Genomic DNA, 21803 nt, shown 5'->3' with positions numbered 1-21803 from the left:
ACGGAAACGCCCGTGTGGGACGTACGAATCGCCCATCCCGTCATGACCACCCAACGCGCCCTGACACGCCGGACAGCCCCGTCAGAAGGCAGCCAGGCCCGGTAACCCATCCCCGCCCGCAGCCGGGCCGTCGTGGCCGACCGCCTGTCCGCAGCGACCAGCAGGCGAACGCCACACGCCTGCCGCAAGTGTCCGCCGCACGCCGTGCGCAACGCGGTCAGTCGCAGGTCACGGTGCGGCTCGACGTGCCTCGTCCTCGCAGAAAGGCAGAACGCCGTGCGACACGCAAGTAACGAACGGCTGGTCGCGACGATCCCGGCCGACGTGGAGATGCCGGACAAGATCCTGGCGAAGCTGACCATCCGGCAGGTCGCGATCCTGGCGGGGACGGGGCTGCTGGCCACGTGGGTCTACCTCATGGCCGGCGACCGGCTGCCGATCCCGGTGCTCGCCGCGATCGTCGTACCGGTGATCGCCTGTGGGTGCGCGCTGGCACTCGGCAAACGCGACGGGCTCGGTCTCGACCGGCTCGCCCTTCATGCCCTCGCATGGCTGCGCCGGGATCGCAGGCTCGTCACGGCTGAGGAGGGAGTGCCCGAGCCGCCGGCCTGGTGCCGAGTACGAGGCCGGCTCCCCGGGCGCTTGCGGCTTCCGGTCCGGGCGATCCGTGAGGACGGCGTCATGGAGCTGGCCGAAGGCGGAACCGCGGCGGTCGTGCGAGCCGGGACGGTGGCGTTCGGGCTGCGGACCGGCGAGGAGCAGGCGGCGCTGGTGGGGGTGTTCGCCGGGTGGCTGAACTCACTCGACGCACCCGTACAGATCCTCTTGCAGGCCCGCCCGGTCGACCTGTCCGACCTCGCCGACCGGATCAGCGGCACCGCCGAGCGCCTGAGCGATCCAGCACTCGAGCAGGCGGCACACCAGCACGCCGACTTCCTCACCGAACTCAGCGCGACCCGGGATCTGCTGACCCGCGACGTCCTCGTCGTGGTCCGTCATCAGGACAGCGAGCAGCCGCCAACGTGGAAGCGCGGGCCTCGGCGAGCCGCACACCGGAACAGCTCGGCGGCGATCGTGGCTCGTCGCGCAGAAGAAACCGTCCGCTCGCTGCTCGCACTCGGCATCCACGCCTCCGTCATGGGCGCCGACGACGCTCGCGAGCTGCTGGTGCGGTCGTTGTCACCGCGCCGCGCGGAACCGGTCGAAATCGCGCGCCCTGATGAGCCGATCTCTCGTGGAGAAGACGCCTGATGATGTTCAACCGACTCTCTGACCACGCGGCGGAACTTGCCAAGACCGCCGCCGCCTTGCCCGGCCCCTCATCGTTGAAGATCAATGCTCGTTCGGTCGAGTTCCCCGACGGAGTCAGTGCGTCGTTCGCGATCGCCGGATACCCGCGCGAGGTGGGCGCAGGCTGGCTCGAACCGCTGACCAGCTATCCCGGACACCTTGACGTGTCCCTGCACATCGAGCCCGTGCCTCCACTAGTCGCCGCTCAACGGCTCCGCCGCCAGCTCGCCCGCCTGGAGTCGGCCTCCACGAGCGGCCCGCCCTCGCCGAAGCCACCGGCATCACCACCCCGGTCCTGTTCTGGCTCCCGAGCGCTGCCCGCGAGGCCAACCTTCGTAAGCTCCTGACCAGCGGCGACGTCCCCACGGCCACCGCCGTGCACACCCCCGCAACGGCCCCTGACGGCCCCGCCGGACCCGTATGGCTACCAGCCGGATCAACGGGCCCCCGCCGTCCGCTGATCGCCCTACGGGACGCATGGGGCACCATCAACCCCCACAGCGAGCCTGTTTGATGGCGGTCATCGCCACGACAGTGACCGGCGTGTTCGTCCTGGTCGCCATCATCGTCGGCGTCGTCGCAACCATGCTGCCGCACAACAGCGTGCCGACCCCCGACGTCCTGTGTGCCACCGTGGTGCTGCGTACCGCCGAACCCGATGCGACCGCGCTCACACGGCCCGCATGCGCGCCACCCCGGAGCACCGGGACAGGGCACGGCGCAACAGCCCTTGCAGCCGCTGCCCGCTGGCTCGGCACCCCCTACTCATGGGGAGGCGGCGGACTCGACGGCCCCAGCCGGGGGATCGACCAAGGGGCGAACACGGTCGGCTTCGACTGCCCCGCCCTCACCCGCCACCCCTGGCACCAAGCCGGAGTCGCCCTTCCGCGCACCGCCGCTGAACAGTGGCACGCCCTTCGCCACATCGGACCCGGCTACCAAGCTCCAGGAGACCTCGTGTTCTTCCAAGGCTCCGGCGGAGGCCCCAACCATCCTGGACACGTCGGCCTGGTCCTCGACACAAACCGCATGATCGAGGCTCCCCGTACCGGCCTACGCGTCCGCATAAGCCGGTACACCGTCCGCCAGGACATCATTGGCTACGCACGTCCAGGCAGCTAGTGCCTGTCCGAAGTTGAGCTCCCGCCAGGCTCATCACCACTGAGATCGGCGCGAGACTGACCACACAGCCGGATGTCGCCGACGTAAACGGCCTCCCCGCAGGGGGGTTAGCACCACGAGCGGCGGCTCACTTCCTACCCTTGCACTCCAGCTTGTGCGCCGCGCGCGCGATGGGCTTGACAGGCTTCCCGCAATCGGGACACGCGCTCGCAACGGCAGGAGCCTTATATTCAGGGAGTGCTTTCAGGGCCTCTGCCACCTTAGCGAGGAATTGCGGGTTGGGAACTTGCTGGTCCTTCAGCTCGTCGTCCCAGACCTGCTGGCACAGAACCACGATCTCCACCGGCTTTGTCTTCACGCCGCTCTTGTTGGTCTGGTCATCCGCCGCCTTGAAGACGCGGAAGGGGCCGTGACCCTGCTGTCGAATCTCCCCCACCACGTACTGGTTCCCGACGTCGTCACCTTTCGGCGTCTTCGTGGCCACGTCGATGTTGGGCGTGGCGGCCTCGAAGCCATCGCCGTGGATGGAGGTGATCGTGTTGAAGTGTTTCTCAGCAGGTTTTGTACGCAGCCCGCGTTGGCCGTCGAGGTTTTCCCTGATCCTTCCCTCGAACGCCTTGGCGTACATGCTACGGAGCGTGTCCGCCTCCTCCATCGTGCCGATGCACTGGTTCTCCGGCCGCTCTCCTGGCGTATTTCCGCCGCGGGTGTAGCTGACGAACTTCTGTTTGAAAACTTCCTCGTAGGCGGCGAGGTGCGGGCTCGGGCCGACCTTCAAGTCCAGGACGATGCCTTGGCACGTTCCACCGATGTAGGACTTCGTGAGATCGACCATGTTGTAGATGACGTCGGTCTCGAGAGGCTTCTCCTTGTTCGTCGCCTCGATCCACCCCTTCAGGAGCGCCCGCGTTTCGGGGAGCGTCTCGGTCCGCTTGTTGTCGTCCTCGGCGAGGATGGTGCTCAGGTTTTCGACCTTGACGCCGGAGCCCGACAGCCCCAACGATGCCTCGTCGTGAGGGGTGCCGTTCCAGCGATGCGCGTAAATCGTCACCTCGTGTCCCAGAGCCCTCCACGTGTAGACGTTGAACTTGTCCAACGCCCCCAGGGGGTCGTCGCCGAACCAGACGTGATTCACCTTCACGGCCATTGCGTCACCGGCGCTTTCTGCGGTTCGTGATCCTTGCGTGTGGCGATCCTTCGCACGACGAAGGTCGCTCGAAGGATCTGCCGCTTCGCCGAGGGTGTCAAGAGATTCGGTAGTGATAGATAGTGGGGGCGGGGCCAGCCCTGGCTGGCCCCGCCCCCACGCGCGTTGCACTGTCAGATGTCGCCGCCGCGTAGGCGGCAGGCGCGTTCGTCGGCCGGGTCCAGCAGGATCACTGGCAATTGCTCCAGGCCGAGGTCGAGGGCGCGGTGGATGCGGTGCCAGCCGTCGATCACCAGGCGGTGGCCGGGTGGCTGCGCGCACGGCAGTGGCACGACCAGGAGAGGTTTGGTCAGGTCGACCGTTGCGGCGTGGTCGGGGTCAATGCGGATGAGGTCCTTGACGCCGGTCAACGTCCGGATAGCAGCCGGGCGTACTGGGTGGCGTCGGGCCAGGCGGGTGGCCAGGTCCACATCCCATGCCCACCCCAGAAGAGCGAACATCTCATCGGACGTTACTGCTCCTCTTCATGACGGGACCCGGCCGAGCGGCCGGGACCACTGGGATGGGTGGTCAGGCGTCCTCGGGCTTGGCCACGCGGAACCGGTTGGGGCGCTCGCTGACGAGTTCGGCCTCCCCGTTCCTCGCGAGAGTGTCCAGGGCGTTGGCGACCGCCCCGGAGGAACGCTTGAGGACCTTGGCGATCTCATTGGCGGTGAAGGCAAGGTCGGGGTGCTTGATCAGGTGGGCGAGGACGTCCGGGCGCAGGGGACGAGGGGCGTTGCGGTCGCCGCGTGAGGAGCCCCAGGTGGCGGTACTTCCGTTGGTCTTGGGCTGGGTGATGCGGGCGGCCCTGCGCACGTCTGTGGTACCGGCGTAGATGGCCTCCAGACCGGTCGTGAATGCCGTGCCGTCGTCGGCCAGGAGAGCCGCGTAGGTGGTGGTGACAGCGCTGAGAAGGTCGGTCAGAGCGCGGCGGCTGTCCTCGATCATGCGCGCCTTGGCCAGGGCCTCGGCGGCCTGCTGACGGCGGGCCTCCTCCTCGGCCTGGGCTCGGGCCAGCTCGGCCTCAGCGATCGCGCGACGGTCGGCCTCCTGCTCCAGGATGCGCATCGCGTCCTGGATGGACATGGCGGTCGTCGGGGCGGAGGTGTCGTCCGGGACGCCCGAGTCGTCCTGAGCCGCTGCGTCGGGAACGTCCGGGGTCGTAGGGGTGTCAGTGGGCGAGCTCGGACACGATGAGCCCGGCGTCGTTCTCGCGACCCGTTCCGGCGAACAGCGCCTCGACCATGCGACGCGCAAGCTCGCGTTCACCGCCGACATCCGCGCCCGCATCGGCAAGCAGGCCGGCGACACCGTCACCGTCACCCTCGACGAGCGGATCGCACGATGACCGCGCCGAAGCCGGTCGTCACGGGTGTCCGAACCGTCAGCGTGCCGGTCGACGACCAGGAACAAGCGCTGCGGTTCTACGTCGACACGCTCGGCTTCACGGTACTGCGCGACGAGTCGATCCCGACCGGACGGTGGATCGAGCTCGCACCCGGCGGCGACAACGTCGTCGTCACGCTGGAGCAGGCCACCGAAGCCGTCACCCGCGGCCCCATCACTATCCGGTTCACCACCGACGACGCAGCGGCCGCGCACGCGGCCCTCAACGCCGCCGGCGTTGAGACCGATGAGATCCTTCAATGGCCCGGCGTACCACCGATGTTCGCCTTCCGCGACCCCGACGGCAACGCCTTCTCCATCACCGAGACGTGACAGCCGCCGACATACGGGCGCAGGTCGGGGAACAACAGGCGCCAGTCGTGCTAGGTCGCCTCGATGACCAGCTTCTCGACAGCGGCGTCGTCCTCGACGTGGAATTCCAGGTGGCCAAGCCCGCTGGCGCTCGGTCAACGGCGCCCACCTCGTTCCGCTCGTCCGCGCTGGAGCCCGGAATCCTCGGTGGAGGTCCGCGCGTAGAGGGCCAACCGCAACGGCCCGTCCTTCGAATGACACGAGAAGATCGCGGACTGATGACCTTGTGCTGGACCCAGCTGTCGCAAAGAGGACACGACGTGATCCAGGAGGTGAGCATGGCCATCGATCGGTTCACCACGCCGCTGTACGGCATCGCCGAAGCTGCCGGCTACCTCGCGATCCCCGCCTCCACCTTCACCAGTTGGGCCTTCGGTTATCAACGCCGTCAGCGCGACGGCCGTGCGATCCGCGCCAAGCCGGTCATCACCGCCACCCGGGCAGAGCAGCCGAACGAGGCGTCCGTGCCGTTCATCGGCTTGGCCGAGGGCTATGCCCTGGCCGCGTTCCGGCAGGCCGGCGTACCACTGCAGCGCATCCGGCCGGCAATCGACGCACTGCAGCGGGAACTCGGCCTGGATCACGCCCTGGCCAGCCGCCGGCTCTTCACCGACGGCGCCGAAGTCCTCTACGACTACGCCGAGCACGTCGGCGACGACCCCGCCCTGCGAACTGGTCGTCGTCCGCAACAACCAACGAGTCTTCACCGAGATCGTGCAGAACTACCTGCGCCGCGTGCACTTCGCACACGACGGATACGCCGAAGTGATCACCCTTCCGCAATACCGCGTCGCCGAGGTCATGATAGATGCCCGCCACGCCTTCGGCCGGCCCCGATTCGCCCGCGGGGGCGCCGAGATCGAGGACGCGATCGACCTGTTCCGGGCCGGAGAGCCCGTCGATGTCGTGGCAGAGGAGTACGGGCTCACCCGCGACGAGATCGAATGCGCTGCGTGTCGCCACCCGAACAGCCGCGTAGGTGCATGGACTGCGGCGTCGGCGTGGCGAGCGGTGGACGTGTGGGACAGCGAACAGGTGCTGCTCGTCGATTACGACGGCCCGCATCCCCACACGTTGATGGCCCAGGTCCTCAAGCCCGGTGGGCTGATGATCGGCAAGATCGCCGTCCTGGAGCCCGGCGCCGCCGCGCAGTGGGACCAGCGGCACGAATCCGACGAGGTTCCCATGCCGATCAGCCAGGCTCCGGTGGCTGAGGTGCTCGCCGATCTGGCCGACGCGTTGCGCACCACCGATATCACCTGGCCGCGCAACGACGACGAGGACTTCGTCGACAATCGGGCGCTGGCCTGGTCCCGCTGCCGCGACCACCTGCCCGCCTGGCCCGAACAAGACAGCCTGCCCGAGGCCGAACGCCACCGCCTGATCCAGGAGTTCACCGCCGCCAACCATCTGGACGTCGACGTGAGCAGGTCACCGGCCGAGCTGTCCCTGGACTACGGCGAGGGCTGCATGGTCTCCGGCCCGCTGGCCTGGAGCCCGGACGAGGTCATGCTGCTGCTCACCGACTGGCTGCCCCGCAAGGCCGTTCTCGATGCCGTCGGGCGCCGAAACCGCCCCTGATGTCGCGGTCCGTCCCAAGATCACGTTAGTGTGCGGGAGGTCCGTACAGCCGTCATGGGAGTCACTCCGTTCATGTCATATGTCGAACCCCTGCGCCCGGAAGCTTCCCAGGCCCGTTTCCGCCTGAAACCACGCTTCCCGGTCATCTCCACCGTGGCCGCCGCGTGCCTGGCAGCGGGCGCCATCGTCGGGAACACCTCTACGACGGCGTATCTTGACCTGCCCACCATGGCAGCCCACCCCAGCAAGGCGGTCAAGAAGAGCGCCAAGGCCGCCTCGTTCACCCTCGCCTACGTACGGGTCGCCGGCAAGTCCAGGATCAACCAAGAGGGTGTCACCTGTTACACGGGCCCGGTGAGCTTCGGCGTGGGATTGGAGGCCACCGAGATGGGAGCCCGGTTCTCCTACAGGTGGCTCGTCGACGGCAAGGTCGTCGAGAAGGGCTCCAGAAGCCTGCCGTCCTACAGCCGGAGCGACTACTTCGGCTCCAAGAAGCAGGTCACCATGGACCTGGGCACCTCGCACAAGGTCGTCTTCCAGCTCACGTCACCGGGGCGGCGGTCCAAGTCGTCCTCGTGGGTCATGTGCTGATGCGGTAGCACGGTCGGTTCGTGGTGTTCATCGGCCGAGCGCGTGGTAGATGGCCTGGACGTAGGCGGCGGAGCGGGAAGAGCCCAGGATGTCGGCGCCCATGTTGTTCATGACATAGGTGATCGTCACGCCCCGGTCGAGATCCGTGAACGCCATCGATCCGCCCCAGCCGCCCCAGAACGCGATGCGGCCGTCCGGCAACCACGGTCAGGCCGGCGGGCCGGGTCCGCTGTTGTTGTTCCCGTCGGCGGCAGCCCTTGGCCATGTTATGACAAAACTGGAATCCTCAGCCTGTCACCACACTTGAATCTCCTGGACAGACATTCACCTCGATGATTACAGCAGATGCCGTGGTGGCGGACTTGATGTCAAGCAGTTCCAGAATGCCCTGATGGCGTGCCAGACGGTCAGCATTGAACGAACTCAGCGCTAAGTGCTCCACGGCGAGCAGATTCCACGGACACCGTCCATGGCTGCTTCTTGCCGACGATCATCCACCCGCGCTGCTGGAGGAGACTGGCGGCCTTGTCGACCGCCTCCTCCACTCGCGCGCTTCCAACATCCATGACGAACGTATTCGTTACGACGACACCATCGTCATAACCGACCTCGTCACTGGCCTCTGCTTGAACCACGCCTATACCGCGTACGTCGCTGAGAGCAGCAGGACTCGCCCGATACACCACATCGGACTTCATACCGCATCCGAGCGCCAGGAAAGCTGCACTCGCGATTACAGCACCGAGTGTTCACATGTGACTTCTCCAACCATAACGCTCTAACCTCATCTCCGCCCATGACGTCGGGGACGCGCTCTCGGGGTGAGCAGGTGGCAGGCCGCCGGATGGCCGGCCGTACGTCCGAACGGGCGTCTTCGGACGGCCTGCGGACGACGGGCAGGGGATCGATCGTGCCGGGCGCGTCGCCGCCGAGCGCGCCCGATGGCCGCGGCGGCATTGTAGGTCGACACCGCAGGGGCTACGATCGCCCTAACTGATAAATTTATATCATTTGAGATTGGGGAATCATCTTGTTCATTGCTGCGGCGACGGACAGCGTGTCCATCGCTCCGAGCTGGGATCGCGTGGTGGCGGAGGAGACTCACCGCCTGGGGGAGGTGCCGGCCGCCAATGTCGGCGACGCGCTGCAGCGGATGACCGTCATGGACGGCGGCATCCGGCTGGTCACCGAGCGCGCCACGCTGGTCGGAAACGCCCTCACCGTGGACGTGCGGTCGGGGGACAACCTCGCCATCCACCGGGCGCTCGACGAAGCCCGGCCGGGCGACGTCCTGGTCGTCAACGGGCACGGAGACCTGACCCGTGCGCTGGTCGGCGACCTCATCGGCGAGATCATGGTGAACGCCGGGGTGACCGGCGCGGTGGTCGACGGCGCCGTACGCGACGTCCGGGCGCTGTCGGCGATGGGCTTGACCGTCTACGCACGGGCGGTCACCCCCGCGGGACCTTTCAAGGACGGACCCGGGGCCATCGGTGTACCGGTGGCGGTCGGCGGCGTGGTGGTGGCGGCCGGTGACGTGCTCGTCGGCGACGCCGACGGCGTCGTCGTCATCCCCCGCCACCGCGTGCGGGAGGTCGTGGACGCGGTCTCCGGGATCGTCGAGAAGGAGGAGGCGCTGCGGCGGCGCATCCTCGCCGCGCGCGCCGGCCGGCCGGCGGTGACCCGATGACCGGCCCGACGACCGGCCCGACGACCAGCCCGACGACCAGCCCGACGACCAGCCTGCCGCCCGCCTCCCGGATCGGGGACCTGCGCCGCCAGTCGCTGCGCCCGGCCCTGACCCCGGCCCCGCCGGGCGCCGTCTCCCTCGCCATGGGCGAGCCGGACTTCCCGACACCGCCGCCGGTGATCGAGGCCGCCGCGGCCGCCCTGCGTGCGGGACACACCCACTACGCCGACCAGAAGGGCCTGCCGGAGTTGCGCGCCGCGCTCGCCTCGCGATTGCCCGCGCACCCCGCCCGGAACTGGACCGCCGACGACATTCTGATCACCCACGGCGCCACCGCCGCGCTGGCGGCCGTCGTACTCGCGATGATCGGCCCCGGCGACCGCGTGGTCATCCCCGAGCCCGCCTACTCGCTCTACGCCGACCTGGTCGTGCTGGCCGGGGGTAGCGTGGACTTCGTTCCGCTCGCCCCGGACCTGCACTGGGACCTCGACGCCTTGGCCGCGGCCCTCCCTGGGGCCGCGATGATGATCTTCTCGAATCCCGCGAACCCGACCGGTATCGTCCACCGCGAGCAGGAGCTCAAGGCCCTCGGGGACCTCCTCGACGGCTCAGGCGTCCTGGTCGTCAGCGATGAGGCGTACCACCGGCTGGTCTACCCGGGGCATGTGCTGACCTCGGCGCTGGAGGTCGAGTCGCTGCGCGACCGCACGGTGTACGTACAGACGTTCTCCAAGACGTACGCGATGACCGGCTGGCGGGTCGGGTACCTGACCGGGCCGCGCGAGGTGGTGGACGCGGCCGCCCACGTGCACCGGATTCACAACGGCTCGTTGAACACGGCGGTCCAGCACGCGGCGCTCGCCGCGCTAGAACTGCCGGGCGGCGTCGTGGATGCCATGGCCGAAAGGTACCGGCAGCGTCGCGAGCTCGTGGTCGCGCATCTGTCCGGCGTTCCCGGCCTGCGCCTGGTCCCACCGGAGGGAGCGTTCTACGGGTTCCTCCGCTACGACGCGGACCGGCCCTCCGAGGTGGTCGCCCGCGAGCTCGCCGAGCGGAAGGTAATGGTTCGGGCCGGGGCCGAGTACGGTCCCTCGGGCGAGGGCCACGTCCGGATCTCGTTCGCGGCCTCGGAGGACGATCTGCGGACCGGGCTGACCCGCGTCGTCCGCCACCTCGGCGGCGGACGATGCTGACGAGACCGGGCGGGCGACGCCTCGTGCCGCACAGGTCCTGGCGGCCGGACGCGAGTCGCTCACAAGGGATATCCTTCGCCTGCACGTGGATGTGGGTGGAGTAGCCCGTGACCGGCCGGCAGGGCGCCCGACGTGGGGAGGACAAGCTGCGTAGTGACACCCGCCGCAACCGCCGGCGCCTTCTCGAGGCCGTCGGCGAGCTTGCCCGGGAAGCGCCCGACCAGCTCACCATGCATGCCGTCGCGTCCCGTGCGGAGATCGGCCCGGCCACCGCCTACCGCTACTACTCCACGGTGGACGACGTGCTCGCCGCCTACGTGCTCAGCGTGGTCGAGGAGCTCCGCGATTTCAGCGCGGCGTCGACGGCGGAAGGGCAACCGCTGTTCGATTCCGTCGTGGACAAGTGGATGGACCTGCTCGACGAGTACGGCCCGGCGTTGGTGCAGATCCGATCCCGGCAGGGTTACCTGAAGCGGCTGCACAACGGGAACGAGATCATCGTCGCCATGCGGGATGCCTGGGCCAGGCCGGTGCGGGGGCTGCTCGACGACCTCGGTCTTCCCGACGAGATGCTCGAGTACGCCCTGTTTCTCAACAACATCATGTACGACCCGCGGGAGATCCAGGACCTGTTGCGCGAGACGGGCCTGTCCCGCCGGGAGATCGTCATTCGGCTGGCCGAGGCCTACCGAGGCGCGTTGCGCGGGTGGGCGCGGGCGGGCTGATCACCTCCTGACGCCGGCGCCACCGGCCCGGCCCGGGCGAACTCGGCGCCTCGCTCCCGAGTGCTTCCCCTGGCCTGCGACGATGAGCGGCCGGCTGGAGCCCGGCCGAAGGCAGGCGCGCGTCAGGTTCCTCCGCGGCGTCCGCTCCCGCCGGGGACGCCGTCCGCATGGCCGGGGCGGTTCGCACCATAACGGCGATGAACAGCAAGGATGTACCGTTCCGGGCAGGCGTGCGTGGTGTACGTCCGGCAGTTCGGCGAGGTGCCTGCCTCGACATCGGATCGTGTGTGATGCGGGTCTCCCTAAGCGAGGAACGAACTGATACAGTTCTCTCAATTCAGATGGCTGTCTATCTAGGCTTCGACAAAGGAGGCCAGCAATGGCCATACATCAGGTAGCGGACGAGCCGGCCGAGCCGGCCACGACCATTCGGGCCGGCGATCTCGAAGTCGGAATCATCGACGATGGTGGCAGTGGCGTGCCGCTGGTGCTCGTCCATGGCGGCGAGAGCGACCGTACGCAGTACGCCACGCTCCGCTCGCACCTCGACCCGGGCATACGGGCGATCTCCTACGATCAACGCGACTCGGGGATCACCGTGAACCCGCCGGTCCCGTACACGATGGGCGACCTCGCCGATGACCTCGCCGCCTTGTTGGATGCGCTGGGGCTCCAGCGTGCGCACCTGCTCGGCACCTCCTTCGGCGGCGCGGTCGTACAGCACACCGCGCTCCGGCATCCCGAGCGGGTCGCCTCCCTCGTCCTGATCGCCACCACGCCGAGCTTCGCGCTGTGCCCGCAGAACGTCGGGGAACTGTTCGACATGTCCCACGACGACCGGCAGAAGGCGGTCAAGGACTTCTTCGTCACGCCCGAAGGTCAGGCCGAGCTCCACAACCGGGCCGCCCAGACGCTCACCTACCGTGACCCCGACAAGGCCGACCGCCGCCACGACGCCGCCCGGCCGCACGAGGTCCGCGACCGCCTGGGGGAGATCACCGCACCCACGCTGATCGTGCACGGCACGGCGGACCTGCTGGCGCCCTACTCCGCCGCGCTCCTGATGCAGGAGCGGATTCCGAACGCCCGGCTGAGTTCGATCGAGAACGGGCGCCACGCGATCGCGATGGAGTTCGCGAAACCGATCGCCGGTTACATCGGCGAGTTCCTCGGAGTGCCGGCAACGTGAGCGACGCGACGCACGCCCGCCGCCGGCAGACGCTTCGCGCGTCGGTTCGCTCTTCGCCCTCGTGTCCGTGGCGGTGTTCGAGCCGTGCGCGGTCCGCCGGGCGACAGCGGTGATCGACCCCCGCCGCGAGGTCGCCAACCGGATGGCCGAAGCGGCCCTGGCCTGGCTGGACAGCCTCGACGCCGACCAGCGCGAGATGGCGGTCGCGCCGCCACCGGGCACCGGCGCGGAGGACGAACGCACCCGCTGGTTCTACACGCCCACCGACCACGGCGGCCTCACCTTCCACCAGCAGCGCCCCGCCCAGCACCGGCTGGTGATGCGGCTGGTCGCGAGCGGACTGTCCGAAGCCGGGTACACCACCGTCGCCACCGTGCTCGGCCTGGAGAACGTACTCGACCGCGTCGAGGGCTTCTCGGTGAACTGGGGGCGGGAACGTACCCGCGACCCCGGCATGTACTACCTGCGCATCTTCGGCGAGCCCGGCGGGCCGCGGCCCTGGGGATGGCGGTTCGGCGGCCACCACGTCTCGCTCAACCACCTCGTGGTGGACGGGCGCGTCACCGCCACCACGCCGTGCTTCCTGGGCGCCGACCCCGCCGCGTCGCCGCTGCTGGGCGGGGCGACGCTGCGCCCGCTGGGGGCGGCCGAGGACCTCGCCCGCGAACTGGTCCGCTCCTTGCACCCCGAGCTCGCCGCCCGCGCGGTGCTGCTGGCGCACCCCCCGAACGACGTCGTGGCGGGCAACAGCGCCCGGATCGACGACCGCGTACTGACCCGCCGTGAACTCTGGCGCCGCGGCCGGCACACCCCCGACCGTGCCGATCAGCCGGCCACCGGCCTGTACGGTGCGGACCGGCGGGCGCTGGCCCTCACCCCGACGCCCAAGGGCGTGCCGGGCGCGGAGCTCGACACCGCGCAGCGGGAACTGCTGCGCGCCCTGCTCGGCACCTACCTCGGCCGCGTCCCGGACGGGGTGTCCCCGCTCCCCCGCTACGACGACCCGGCGGCGCTCGACGCCGTACGCCTCGCCTGGGCCGGTTCCACCACGGCGGGCGAGCCGCACTACTACCGCCTGCAGGGACCACGGCTGCTCGTCGAGTGGACCAACGTCCACCGCGGCGCCAACCACGCCCACGCCGTATGGCGGGACCCGGAGACCGACTTCGGCGGCGACGTCCTCGCCGCTCACCACGCCACCCACCACGCGCCATAGAACGGGATGTGAAAGACATGGCCGGTCGACAGCCGTCACCGACCGACGATCCTCTCCGCACGACGTGCCCCGGACCGCGGCGGTCCTCCGGTGGCCGCTCCGGCACTCGGCTGAGCGACCCGCTGTGCGACGGCATGTGACCCCACTTGGTCTGATGCTCGCTCTCACCTTCGTGACGGGCTGCCGGGTGCTGCGCGCCGCCGGATCGTGTCCGTCACCGCGACCGCGTCGGCCCGTCGGCCACGTTCGGCACGTCGTACACGGCCGGATGGGCGCTTCGCGTACTTCATGCACTCGACCTTCATGCACCCGGCGTGAGCTCCCCGGCAAGCGGCGGTGCCACGCACGCCGACGACCTACACGCCCGGCAACGAGGAGAGGACGTTCATGAGCACCACCGAAGCTTCCCCGCTCCGCATCGGGAAGGCCGCCGTCGCGGCTCTCGGCATGCTGGCCACCTCCACCGGCGCCCTTGAGTCGGCGGTGTCGCCGACGCTGCCGCTGTTGCAGCGCGAACTGTCGCTCACACCTGCCGAAGGGGCGCTGCTCAGCATCGCGATGCTCATCACCGGTGCCCTTCTCCTGCCCATCACGGGCAACCTCGGTGACCGCTTCGGCGGGAAACGGGTCATGATCCGGCTGATGGGGGTGGTGGTGGCCGGTGGCCTGGTGTCCTCGCTCGCGCCGAGCCTGCCGGTGCTGCTGCTCGGTCAGGTACTGCAGGGCGCGATGCTGGGCGCGATGCCGCTCTCGTTCATCCTGGTGCGCAAGTACCTCTCCGAGGGAGAGTCCTCGGTGGCCATCGGAGTGGTCAGCGGGTCGTTCCTGGCCGGCGGCATGCTGGGCACGCTGATCGCCGGGCCGATCGCGGAGGGGCTTTCCCGGCACTGGATGTTCGCGATCCCGACGATCGGGATCGCCGTGACGACTCTGCTCCTCCACAGGCTGATGCCGGACGACCCGCCGGGCCGGCCGGACTCCAGGATCGACTGGCCCGGCCTGCTTCTCATGAGCGGCATCCTGCTGACGCTCATGCTGGTGCTCGCGACCGTGCCCGAGGCCGGCAGCCAGCCGATCGTGCTCGGCGCCCTCGTCGTGTTCCTGGGCGTCCTCGTGGCCGGATGGGTCGCCGTCGAACGCCGGTCCCGGGCGCCGATGGTCGATCTGCGCTTGCTCGCGCAGCCGGCGGTCTGGAGTTCGTACGCGATCACATTCGCCGTCTGCCTGGGCACCTCGCTGTCGATGTATCTCGTTCCGCAGCTGCTCGCGGTGACCGGCGACGGGTACGGCTTCGGCGCCAGCGCCACCGACATCGGCTTCTACCTGTTGCCCGGGGCCGTGGCGGCGGCGGTCGCCGGGCCGGTCGCCGGGGTCGCGGTGCGGCGTTTCGGCTCGCGTCCCGCGGTCACCGTCGGAGTCATCTTCATGATCACCGCGCTGCTCGCCCTGGTATTCCTCCACGGCGAGATCTGGCACCTCGTCGTCGGCAAGGTGCTGGTCGCCCTGGCCAGCGGCGTCTGCGTCACGGCGGTGGTCGTCAAGACCGCCACCGCGGTGAGCCACGGCGACACCGGCACCGCCACCAGCCTGCTTCTGGTGATTCGCGTGGTCGCCTTCGCCGCGGGCGCGCAGATCGGCGGCGCCTTCCTGACCGCCGGGATCCCTGCCGGGTCGGACATCCCCACCGAATCGGCCTTCATCACCGGCTTCGTCATCGGCGGCGCCATCGCGGTGCTGTCCCTGTTGACCGTCCGAAATCTGGACAAAGGAGTCAAAGAATGACGTACAACCGTACGGCACCGAGGTGCAAGGTCCTGGTGTCGGGCGCCAGCATCGCGGGCCCCACCCTCGCGTTCTGGCTGAACCGCTATGGATACGACGTCACGGTGGTGGAGAGAGCGGGCACGGTTCGTGCCGGCGGCTACCCCATCGACGTGCGCGGCACCGCGCTGGAGGTCATCCGGAGGATGGGAATCCTGCCGCGGCTACAGGACGCGCACATCGACCTGCGGCGGCTCACCTTCCTGAACGAGGACGGCAGCGAGGTGGCCTCGATCCACCCGAACAACGTCACCGGCGGCGTCGCGGGGCGGGATTTGGAGCTGTGGCGCGGCGACCTGACCGAGGAGCTCTACGCCGCGGTCCGTGACGACGCGGAGTTCCTGTTCAACGACTCCATCGAGACCCTCGACGAATCCGGCGACGGGGTCGACGTCACCTTCCACGGGGGCGGCAGCCGCAGGTTCGACATGGTGCTCAGCGCGGAGGGCATGCACTCCCGTACGCGGGAGATGCTGTTCGGCCGGGAGGAGCAGTTCCACCGGTACCTCGGCTACTGCTTCGCCGTGTTCACGATGCGCAACACGTTCGGGCTCTCCCATGAGACCGTGATGTGGAACACCCCGGGCCGGGCCGCGGCTCTGTACGCCACGAGGGACGACGACAAAGTGCACGCCTTCCTGAACTTCGCCCGGCCGGAACCGCCGTTCGACGCCTTCCCGAACCCGGAGGCCCAGCACAAACTGCTCGCCGAGGTCTTCGCCGACGCGGGATGGGAGGTTCCGGGCATGCTGGCCGCCATGCGCGACGCGGACGACGTGTTCTTCGACGCCGTCGCCCAGATCCGCATGCCCCGCTGGTCCAGCGGCAGGGTCGCACTGGTGGGCGACGCCGCGCACGCACCCTCCTTCCTCACCGGACAGGGCACCAGCCTCGCGCTCGTCGGCGCGTACATGCTCGCCCACTCCCTGGCGGGCCGGGACCACACCGCGGGCTTCGCCGCCTACGAACAAGGAACCCGCGAGTTCGTCACCCTGAACCAAGGGCTGGTCGGCGAGGGCGGCGCAACGCTCTTCCCCACCACCGCCGAGGCCTTGGAGCAGCGCAACGACAAGCTGCGCAAGCTCACCGCCATCCCCTCCTCAGCGGGGCGACCGGCCCACTCGGCCCTCACCTTGCCCGAACCGCCCGTGATGCCTGGGCACGCGCGCTGATGGCGGGCCTCACCGGCGGCGGTGGCGTTCTCAGACGCCGAACGGCTCATCCTCAATCGGCGACTTCGGCCGCCCACGCGCGTAGCCCGGCCAGGAAACCCTCCCGCTGCCGCGGCGTGAGCGTGTCCATCGCGCGCAGCAGCGGGGCGGCCCGCATGTGAAGGAACTCCTCCACGGCAGCGCGGTGCTCGGAGCTGAGGTGGACGAGGGTACGCCGCCGGTTGGCCGGGTCGGGCGCGCGGTCGGCCAAGCCGGCCCGACACAGGTCGCTCACCAGGTCGCTGGCGTTGGGCAGGGAGACGCCCAGCCGGGCGGCCAGTTCGGAGACGGTCAGGGGGGACTCGATGCCGAGCTGCGTGACAACCGCGCCGTGGCGCCGGGTGAGGGAGTGGCTCTCGAAGACGGCGCGCAGGTCGTCGGGCATGCCCGGCGCGGGGTGCCGGCGGAAATAGACGGCCACCTGCGGGATCAGTTCGAGGATCTCGCGCCGGGCCGACTCGGAGTTGCTGGACATGAGGAGGAAGTATACAGTTCAAAAAATCAAACAGTTTAAATATTTGAACTATGGAGGTGGCGTGTCACATCAGCATGCGCTCCAGGTCAGCCGGGCGGAGGGTGCCCGATGAAGCTCGTCGTCTTCGGCGCCAGCGGCGGCACGGGACGCGAACTGGTCGGCCAGGCACGGGCGGCCGGCCATCAGGTGACGGCGGTGGTGCGCACGCGGGGAGATCTCGCGGACACCGTCGTGGCCGACATCTTCGACTCCCCGTCACTGGTCCCACTCCTGACCGGACACGACGCCGTTCTGTCCGCGCTGGGGCCGCGCGGGCGTACCGCGACCTCGGTCTGCTCGACCGCGGTCGCGGCGATCTCGCAGGCCATGACCGAGGCAGGAGTGCGGAGGATCGTCGCCATCAGCGCCCAGCCGGTGCTGCGCGGCGGGGCGGGAGAGCCGTGGTGGCATCGCCTCACGATCCGGCCTCTGGTGCGGACGATCTATCGTCACGTCTACCGCGATCTGGAGCGCATGGAGCACGTCCTCGCGGCAGGCGACACCGACTGGACGGTGCTGCGACCGCCCTACCTCACCGACGACCCACCCTCAGGCCGCTACCGTACGGCGATGGAGGCCAACCTCCCCGGCTGGAGCCTGACCCGGGGCGACCTCGCCCGCGCCATGCTCGACACCCTGGACGACCCCGCCACCATCCGCCGGGCCCTGGGCGTCGGGCCGGCCTGAGGAAGCGCACACCCACTGCTCGCCTTCGCCACACTGCAGGCACCGAGGTCACCGCTTCTCGTCGGTTCGCGGCCGCGAGCGGGTCGTGCCGATCCGGGGAAGCTGCGGAAGCGGCCTGACGTCACACTCCGCTGATCGCGGCCGTGGCGATCGTGACCTCGGTGAGCGGGCGGGAGGCGCAGGCGAGAATCTCGCCGGGCTCCAGGCCGGGGGCGTCCATGGTCTCCACGTCGCCGCGCAGCAGGTTCACTTTGCCCTCGCCGCAGCTGCCGACCGTACACGAAGAGGACATCGCGACGCCCGCGGCGAGCCCGGCGTCCAGCAACGTCTGCTCGGCCGCGACCATCACCTCGCCGACGCCCTCCACCGTCATGGTCTGGACGGTGGTCTGCGCCGTGGCGGGCGCGGTGGCGGGCGCGGTGGCGAAGCGCTCCTCGTGCAGGCGCTCCGGCGGTACGCCGAGGGCGGTGAGCGTCTCGCGGACACTGGTCAGCATGCCCGCCGGCCCGCACACGTAGTAGTGGGCGCGATCCGCGTAGCGAAGTAGGTCCGGCCCGATGCGCCCGGTGCGGCCGCGCCAGCCGGGGGCGGGCTTGGACAGCACGTGGTGCACGGTGAGCCGGCCGGGGTGGGCCTTGCACAGCGCGGCCAGTTGCCGGGCGAAGATGATGTCCGCCTCGGTCCGGTTGCCGTAGAGCAGCGTGATCGTGGCGTCCGGCGATGAGGCGAGCACGGTACGGATGATGCTCATCATCGGCGTGATGCCGCTGCCGGCCGCTATCAGCACGTACTGTGCGCCCTTCGCCGCCGGCTCGGCCACGTGGAACGTTCCGGACGGACCACGTACGCGCATCCGGGCGCCGGCACGCACCCGATCGTTGAGGTAGGACGAGCAGAGGCCGTCGCGCTTGACGGTGAGCGTGAGCGTCTTCGCGCCGGGGACCGAGGTGGCGGAGTAGGCGCGGCGGACCTCGCGACCGTCGATCTCCACGACGAGCGAGCCGAACAGCGGGAGGCGCTGCGCTCCGGGGAGATCGCGCTCGGCTACGGCTTCCACCGGCCCGACGACCCGGCGCTGGCCTCGGCCGTCATCGCCCGGAACCGGCTCGGCGCGGTCCTGGCGCACGACCACCCGCTCGCCGCCCGCGACGTGCTCCGCGTCGAGGACTTCCACGAACAGGTCGTACTGCTCCAGCCCTGGATCCTCAATCCCCGGCCGCACGACGACCTGCTCGCCACGGTACGGGCGCGCGGCGTGCACCCGGACATCCGTACCCACGTCACCGACCTGGAGGCCATCATCACGCTGGTGGCGGCCGGCGACGGCCTGACGTTCCTGCCCGAGACCCACGCCGCGAACCTGGCCCTCGGCCCGGCCGTCTGGCGGCCGGTCGCCGACATCCACCACGAAACACACGAGGTCGTCCTGTGGCGCACCGCCAACGCCGGCTCTCCACTGCTGCGCCCGCTGCTCGACGTGGTCCGCGACATGACGCTGAACGGGCTGGAAGGGGACTGACCTCTAGGCCATGGACGTGAACGGTGCCCGCTCCGGGTCGATCAGCGCGGGGCAGCGAACGACACAGCGGATTTCGGTATGTCAATCTCGGTCATTTGACGGAGAGAGTCCGGTCGTTCAGAATCGCCATTGCGCCAATTAAGTCGCCGTTCTTCAGCGTCTTCGGACTCGTCCGCGGGCCGCCCGCGGGTTCGGCTCGGACCGCTACACGCGGGCGGTGATCTGCTCCGCGGTGGCGAGCAGGCGTTTGGCGGTGCGCTCGACGTCCAGGTCGACCATCGACACTATGCCGAGACTTGCCTCCAGCGACTGCCCGTCACGGTCGTAGAGCGGCACCGCTATGCCGACCGCGCCCGGTGTCAGGTTTCCGCGTGACACCGCGTATCCGCGCTCCCGCGCTTCGACCACCCCGGCCGGGTCGTCGGTCTCGGGCGGTCTGGCCAGCATGATGGCCAGACCGCTGGCCCCCTGGTCGAGCGGATGGCGGGCGCCGCTGCGCTGGGACAGGTGGAAGACCGCGTCGGACGGCTCGACCACCGCCAGCACCACGGCGTCGGCGCCCTCCGACACGACGCACTGCGTGGTGACGCCGAGCTCCTCGGCCAGCGTCCGCAGGTAGGGGACGACCGCGCGCCGCAGCTGCGGGTTGGCCTGTCTGGCCAGCTGGATCACGCCCAGCCCGAGCCGGTAGCGGCCCGAGCTGCCCTCGGCGGCGAGGCGGTGGTTGCGGAGCGTGGTGAGCAGCCGATAGACCGCCTGGCGGTGCATGCCCAACGACGTGGCCAGCTCCGCGACGGTCATGTCACGGTCCTCCACGGCGAGCAGCTCCAACAGTTTCAGACCCCGATCCAAGGTCTGGGACCCGTTGCCCTGACTCCCGCTGTCCCCGGCGCGATCACCAGTGCTCACGTCAAGCCATCCCTACCGCTGTCAGTTTTTACAACGCGCATTATGCTGATTTTGATCAGGCCTGTTATCACTCGCATGAGAGTCAACTTCCGACGGTCCGGTTTGCTGCGGCATTACGCCCAGCGATCCGGCCGAACGCGAGACATTCGGCGATACTGCCGCCACCCGTCGGATAAAGCAGGCCGTGCATTGATCCTAGCTCACCTGCGGAGTACAGATTGTCTATCCAACCTCCGTGAATCGAGGCCACCCGCGCTTTCGCGTCACGGCGCGGCCCGCCCGCGGTATGCGAGCCGCCCGGCCACAGTGGAACCGCGAAATAGCGATCACCGCTGATCGGCGTGAGCGTGCCGGGGTCGCGGCCGAAGTCGGCGTCGACGCCCGCCGCGCAGTGCTCGTTGTAGCGGGAGACCGTCCGCTCCAGCGTCTCCGGGTCGAGCCCGCAGGCGCGGGCCAGCACGGGGATCGACTCGGCCGACTGGATCCAGCCGCGCCGCAGTTCGGCCACGTTGTCCGCGCTCCAGGTGTAGTCCTGGACCGGTCCGGCGGGGCCCGAGTAGGTGGGGACCAGCGTCGCCCGCTCGAAACGTGCCTGATCGAATATCCACCACGTCGGAATCCGGGGGTAAGTCAGCTGATCAGCGTCCATTGCCAAAAGCGACAGATGGGCGGTGTGCTGCTTGCCCGGCTCGCGGATGAATCGCCGGCCCGACCCGTCGACGAAGATGGAACCGGGGGGCGTGACGCCCTCGGCCGGTCCGAACCGGCCTGATCCCCACAGGTCGACGGCCGTTCCCCCGGTGTACCCGGCACCAGGGAATCTCGCCACGAAATGACCTGGCCAGACATTCATGTGCCACAGCTCCGCGCCGATATCGGCCGCCATGGTGATGCCGTCCCCGGTGTTGTGCTCGGTGCCGTAGAAATGCACTGGAGTGACCGGCAGGTAGTGCTTCTTGAGCCGTTCGCTGGCCTCGTAACCGCCGACCGCCAGTACGACGCCGCGATGCACGCCGATCCGCTGGGCTCCGTCCGCGCCTTCGGTCTCCACCCCGACGACCGCGCCGCGGTCGTCGGTGAGCAGTCTCTTGGCCGCCGTGGCGTACCGGACCTCGATCCCGCGCTCGGCCACCAGGCTCCGGAGGAAGCCGTGCATCGGGCAGCCGGTGTAGCCGTCGGGGGCGCTGGCGGGCTGCGCCTTGTAGACCCTGATCGACTCGTGACCAGGCAGAGAGGGGTGCTCGCCACGGATGTTCGTCTTCTGGTACGCGCCGCCGTGCGCGTCGAGCCAGGCCGGGTTGGCCGCCGTCTCCTCTGCCCAGGTGCGGATCAGGCCGGGATCGATCAGGGGCAGTTCGCCGTTGACCGCGTACATCGCGGACAGGTACTCCACCGCGCCGTCCACGTCCTGCGGCACGAGGAAGTAGCCGGCGGCGTAGCGGCTGTTGGGCCGGTGGTCGTCGGCCCGCTGCTTCTCGATGACGAGCACCTCGGCGCCCTCGCCGTGCGCGGTCACCGCGGCGACCGCGCCCGCGTCACCCAGACCGAGCACGACCACGTCGACGGTCCTGTCGAAGGGACCTGTGCAGTGCATCGCG

Annotated in this window: 24 protein-coding genes and 1 pseudogene; 16 read left to right on the top strand and 9 right to left on the bottom strand. The window is 69.3% G+C overall.

Features of this window, described 5'->3' with window-relative positions:
- Positions 1-276: 276 nt before the first annotated feature.
- Both GUY59_RS01145 and GUY59_RS01140 read left to right on the top strand, forming a co-directional pair.
- Positions 277-1251 (top strand): PrgI family mobile element protein, encoded by a 975-nt coding sequence (locus tag GUY59_RS01145; protein ID WP_138198567.1) that lies wholly within the window; start codon positions 277-279, stop codon positions 1249-1251.
- 552 nt (positions 1252-1803) lie between these two features.
- Positions 1804-2412, top strand: coding sequence for an NlpC/P60 family protein (locus GUY59_RS01140; protein WP_161714324.1), 609 nt, complete (start codon positions 1804-1806; stop codon positions 2410-2412).
- A 127-nt stretch (positions 2413-2539) separates the two neighbouring features.
- Here the strand turns inward: GUY59_RS01140 and GUY59_RS01135 are convergent, their stop codons facing one another.
- The 3 genes from GUY59_RS01135 to GUY59_RS01125 all read right to left on the bottom strand — a co-directional run bounded on the left by GUY59_RS01135 (position 2540) and on the right by GUY59_RS01125 (position 4687).
- Entirely contained in the window at positions 2540-3559 is a 1020-nt protein-coding gene (locus GUY59_RS01135) for a hypothetical protein (protein ID WP_138198565.1), read from the bottom strand.
- 173 nt (positions 3560-3732) lie between these two features.
- Complete coding sequence (locus GUY59_RS01130) at positions 3733-4059, bottom strand: hypothetical protein (protein ID WP_161714323.1); 327 nt, start codon at positions 4057-4059, stop codon at positions 3733-3735.
- Between the two features lie 70 nt (positions 4060-4129).
- Positions 4130-4687 carry a hypothetical protein gene (locus GUY59_RS01125; RefSeq protein WP_138198563.1) on the bottom strand — a complete coding sequence of 186 codons (558 nt, stop codon included), beginning with the start codon at positions 4685-4687 and terminating at the stop codon, positions 4130-4132.
- Between the two features lie 88 nt (positions 4688-4775).
- On the opposite strand from GUY59_RS01125, the gene GUY59_RS50460 reads away from it, so the two are divergent.
- The 5 genes and pseudogenes from GUY59_RS50460 to GUY59_RS01100 all read left to right on the top strand — a co-directional run bounded on the left by GUY59_RS50460 (position 4776) and on the right by GUY59_RS01100 (position 7531).
- The gene (locus GUY59_RS50460; RefSeq protein ID WP_201760373.1) at positions 4776-4949 is read left to right on the top strand and encodes a DUF1905 domain-containing protein; all 174 of its coding nucleotides are present in this window, start codon (positions 4776-4778) and stop codon (positions 4947-4949) included.
- On the top strand, positions 4946-5320 hold the full coding sequence (locus tag GUY59_RS01115) for a VOC family protein (RefSeq protein ID WP_138198562.1): 375 nt from the start codon (positions 4946-4948) through the stop codon (positions 5318-5320). Before GUY59_RS50460 ends, GUY59_RS01115 begins: the two co-directional genes overlap by 4 nt.
- A pseudogene (locus GUY59_RS51190) lies at positions 5248-5850 on the top strand (hypothetical protein); the annotation flags it as partial. The gene GUY59_RS01115 and the pseudogene GUY59_RS51190, both read left to right, overlap by 73 nt.
- Positions 5851-6073: 223 nt before the next feature.
- A complete protein-coding gene (locus GUY59_RS01105) occupies positions 6074-6940 on the top strand; it encodes a hypothetical protein (RefSeq protein ID WP_138198560.1) in 867 nt (288 codons plus the stop codon).
- Positions 6941-7012: 72 nt separating this feature from the next.
- Positions 7013-7531, top strand: a complete 519-nt coding sequence (locus GUY59_RS01100) for a hypothetical protein (RefSeq protein ID WP_161714322.1) — start codon at positions 7013-7015, stop codon at positions 7529-7531.
- A 27-nt stretch (positions 7532-7558) separates the two neighbouring features.
- On the opposite strand, the gene GUY59_RS01095 is transcribed toward GUY59_RS01100, so the two are convergent.
- Both GUY59_RS01095 and GUY59_RS01090 read right to left on the bottom strand, forming a co-directional pair.
- Positions 7559-7732, bottom strand: a complete 174-nt coding sequence (locus GUY59_RS01095; RefSeq protein ID WP_201760372.1) for a hypothetical protein — start codon at positions 7730-7732, stop codon at positions 7559-7561.
- 206 nt (positions 7733-7938) lie between these two features.
- Positions 7939-8229: a hypothetical protein gene (locus GUY59_RS01090; protein ID WP_138198558.1), complete on the bottom strand. Its 291-nt coding sequence runs from the start codon at positions 8227-8229 to the stop codon at positions 7939-7941.
- A 332-nt stretch (positions 8230-8561) separates the two neighbouring features.
- Here GUY59_RS01090 and GUY59_RS01085 point away from each other — a divergent pair, with 332 nt between their 5' ends.
- The 7 genes from GUY59_RS01085 to GUY59_RS01055 all read left to right on the top strand — a co-directional run bounded on the left by GUY59_RS01085 (position 8562) and on the right by GUY59_RS01055 (position 16537).
- On the top strand, positions 8562-9221 hold the full coding sequence (locus tag GUY59_RS01085) for an RraA family protein (protein WP_138198557.1): 660 nt from the start codon (positions 8562-8564) through the stop codon (positions 9219-9221).
- Positions 9218-10414, top strand: coding sequence for a pyridoxal phosphate-dependent aminotransferase (locus GUY59_RS01080; RefSeq protein ID WP_138198556.1), 1197 nt, complete (start codon positions 9218-9220; stop codon positions 10412-10414). The genes GUY59_RS01085 and GUY59_RS01080 overlap by 4 nt, the downstream gene beginning before the upstream one ends.
- Positions 10415-10521: 107 nt before the next feature.
- On the top strand, positions 10522-11139 hold the full coding sequence (locus tag GUY59_RS01075; protein ID WP_138198555.1) for a TetR/AcrR family transcriptional regulator: 618 nt from the start codon (positions 10522-10524) through the stop codon (positions 11137-11139).
- A 379-nt stretch (positions 11140-11518) separates the two neighbouring features.
- Complete coding sequence (locus GUY59_RS01070; protein ID WP_138198554.1) at positions 11519-12328, top strand: alpha/beta fold hydrolase; 810 nt, start codon at positions 11519-11521, stop codon at positions 12326-12328.
- A gap of 67 nt (positions 12329-12395) precedes the next feature.
- A complete protein-coding gene (locus GUY59_RS01065) occupies positions 12396-13544 on the top strand; it encodes a DUF3500 domain-containing protein (RefSeq protein WP_201760371.1) in 1149 nt (382 codons plus the stop codon).
- Between the two features lie 387 nt (positions 13545-13931).
- Entirely contained in the window at positions 13932-15326 is a 1395-nt protein-coding gene (locus tag GUY59_RS01060; protein WP_138198553.1) for an MFS transporter, read from the top strand.
- Positions 15323-16537: an FAD-dependent monooxygenase gene (locus GUY59_RS01055; protein WP_138198552.1), complete on the top strand. Its 1215-nt coding sequence runs from the start codon at positions 15323-15325 to the stop codon at positions 16535-16537. Before GUY59_RS01060 ends, GUY59_RS01055 begins: the two co-directional genes overlap by 4 nt.
- A 52-nt stretch (positions 16538-16589) precedes the next feature.
- Here GUY59_RS01055 and GUY59_RS01050 read toward each other — a convergent pair whose 3' ends face one another.
- Positions 16590-17051 carry a MarR family winged helix-turn-helix transcriptional regulator gene (locus GUY59_RS01050; RefSeq protein WP_138198551.1) on the bottom strand — a complete coding sequence of 154 codons (462 nt, stop codon included), beginning with the start codon at positions 17049-17051 and terminating at the stop codon, positions 16590-16592.
- A gap of 108 nt (positions 17052-17159) precedes the next feature.
- On the opposite strand from GUY59_RS01050, the gene GUY59_RS01045 reads away from it, so the two are divergent.
- Complete coding sequence (locus tag GUY59_RS01045; protein ID WP_138198550.1) at positions 17160-17777, top strand: NAD(P)-dependent oxidoreductase; 618 nt, start codon at positions 17160-17162, stop codon at positions 17775-17777.
- Positions 17778-17898: 121 nt separating this feature from the next.
- Here GUY59_RS01045 and GUY59_RS01040 read toward each other — a convergent pair whose 3' ends face one another.
- Positions 17899-18768: a ferredoxin--NADP reductase gene (locus GUY59_RS01040; RefSeq protein ID WP_252374788.1), complete on the bottom strand. Its 870-nt coding sequence runs from the start codon at positions 18766-18768 to the stop codon at positions 17899-17901.
- On the opposite strand from GUY59_RS01040, the gene GUY59_RS01035 reads away from it, so the two are divergent.
- Positions 18652-19296 (top strand): LysR family substrate-binding domain-containing protein, encoded by a 645-nt coding sequence (locus GUY59_RS01035; protein WP_252374790.1) that lies wholly within the window; start codon positions 18652-18654, stop codon positions 19294-19296. The two genes, GUY59_RS01040 and GUY59_RS01035, sit on opposite strands and share 117 nt — an antisense overlap.
- Positions 19297-19500: 204 nt before the next feature.
- On the opposite strand, the gene GUY59_RS01030 is transcribed toward GUY59_RS01035, so the two are convergent.
- Complete coding sequence (locus GUY59_RS01030; protein WP_138198547.1) at positions 19501-20205, bottom strand: IclR family transcriptional regulator; 705 nt, start codon at positions 20203-20205, stop codon at positions 19501-19503.
- A gap of 82 nt (positions 20206-20287) precedes the next feature.
- Positions 20288-21799, bottom strand: coding sequence for an FAD-dependent oxidoreductase (locus tag GUY59_RS01025; RefSeq protein ID WP_138198546.1), 1512 nt, complete (start codon positions 21797-21799; stop codon positions 20288-20290).
- Between the last annotated feature and the right edge of the window lie 4 nt (positions 21800-21803).

Origin of the sequence: Nonomuraea sp. K271 (assembly GCF_009908215.1) — a bacterium.
Classification (GTDB): domain Bacteria; phylum Actinomycetota; class Actinomycetes; order Streptosporangiales; family Streptosporangiaceae; genus Nonomuraea; species Nonomuraea longispora.
Note: the sequence above shows the minus strand (reverse complement) of the source record. Positions and strands in the feature narration are given on the sequence as shown.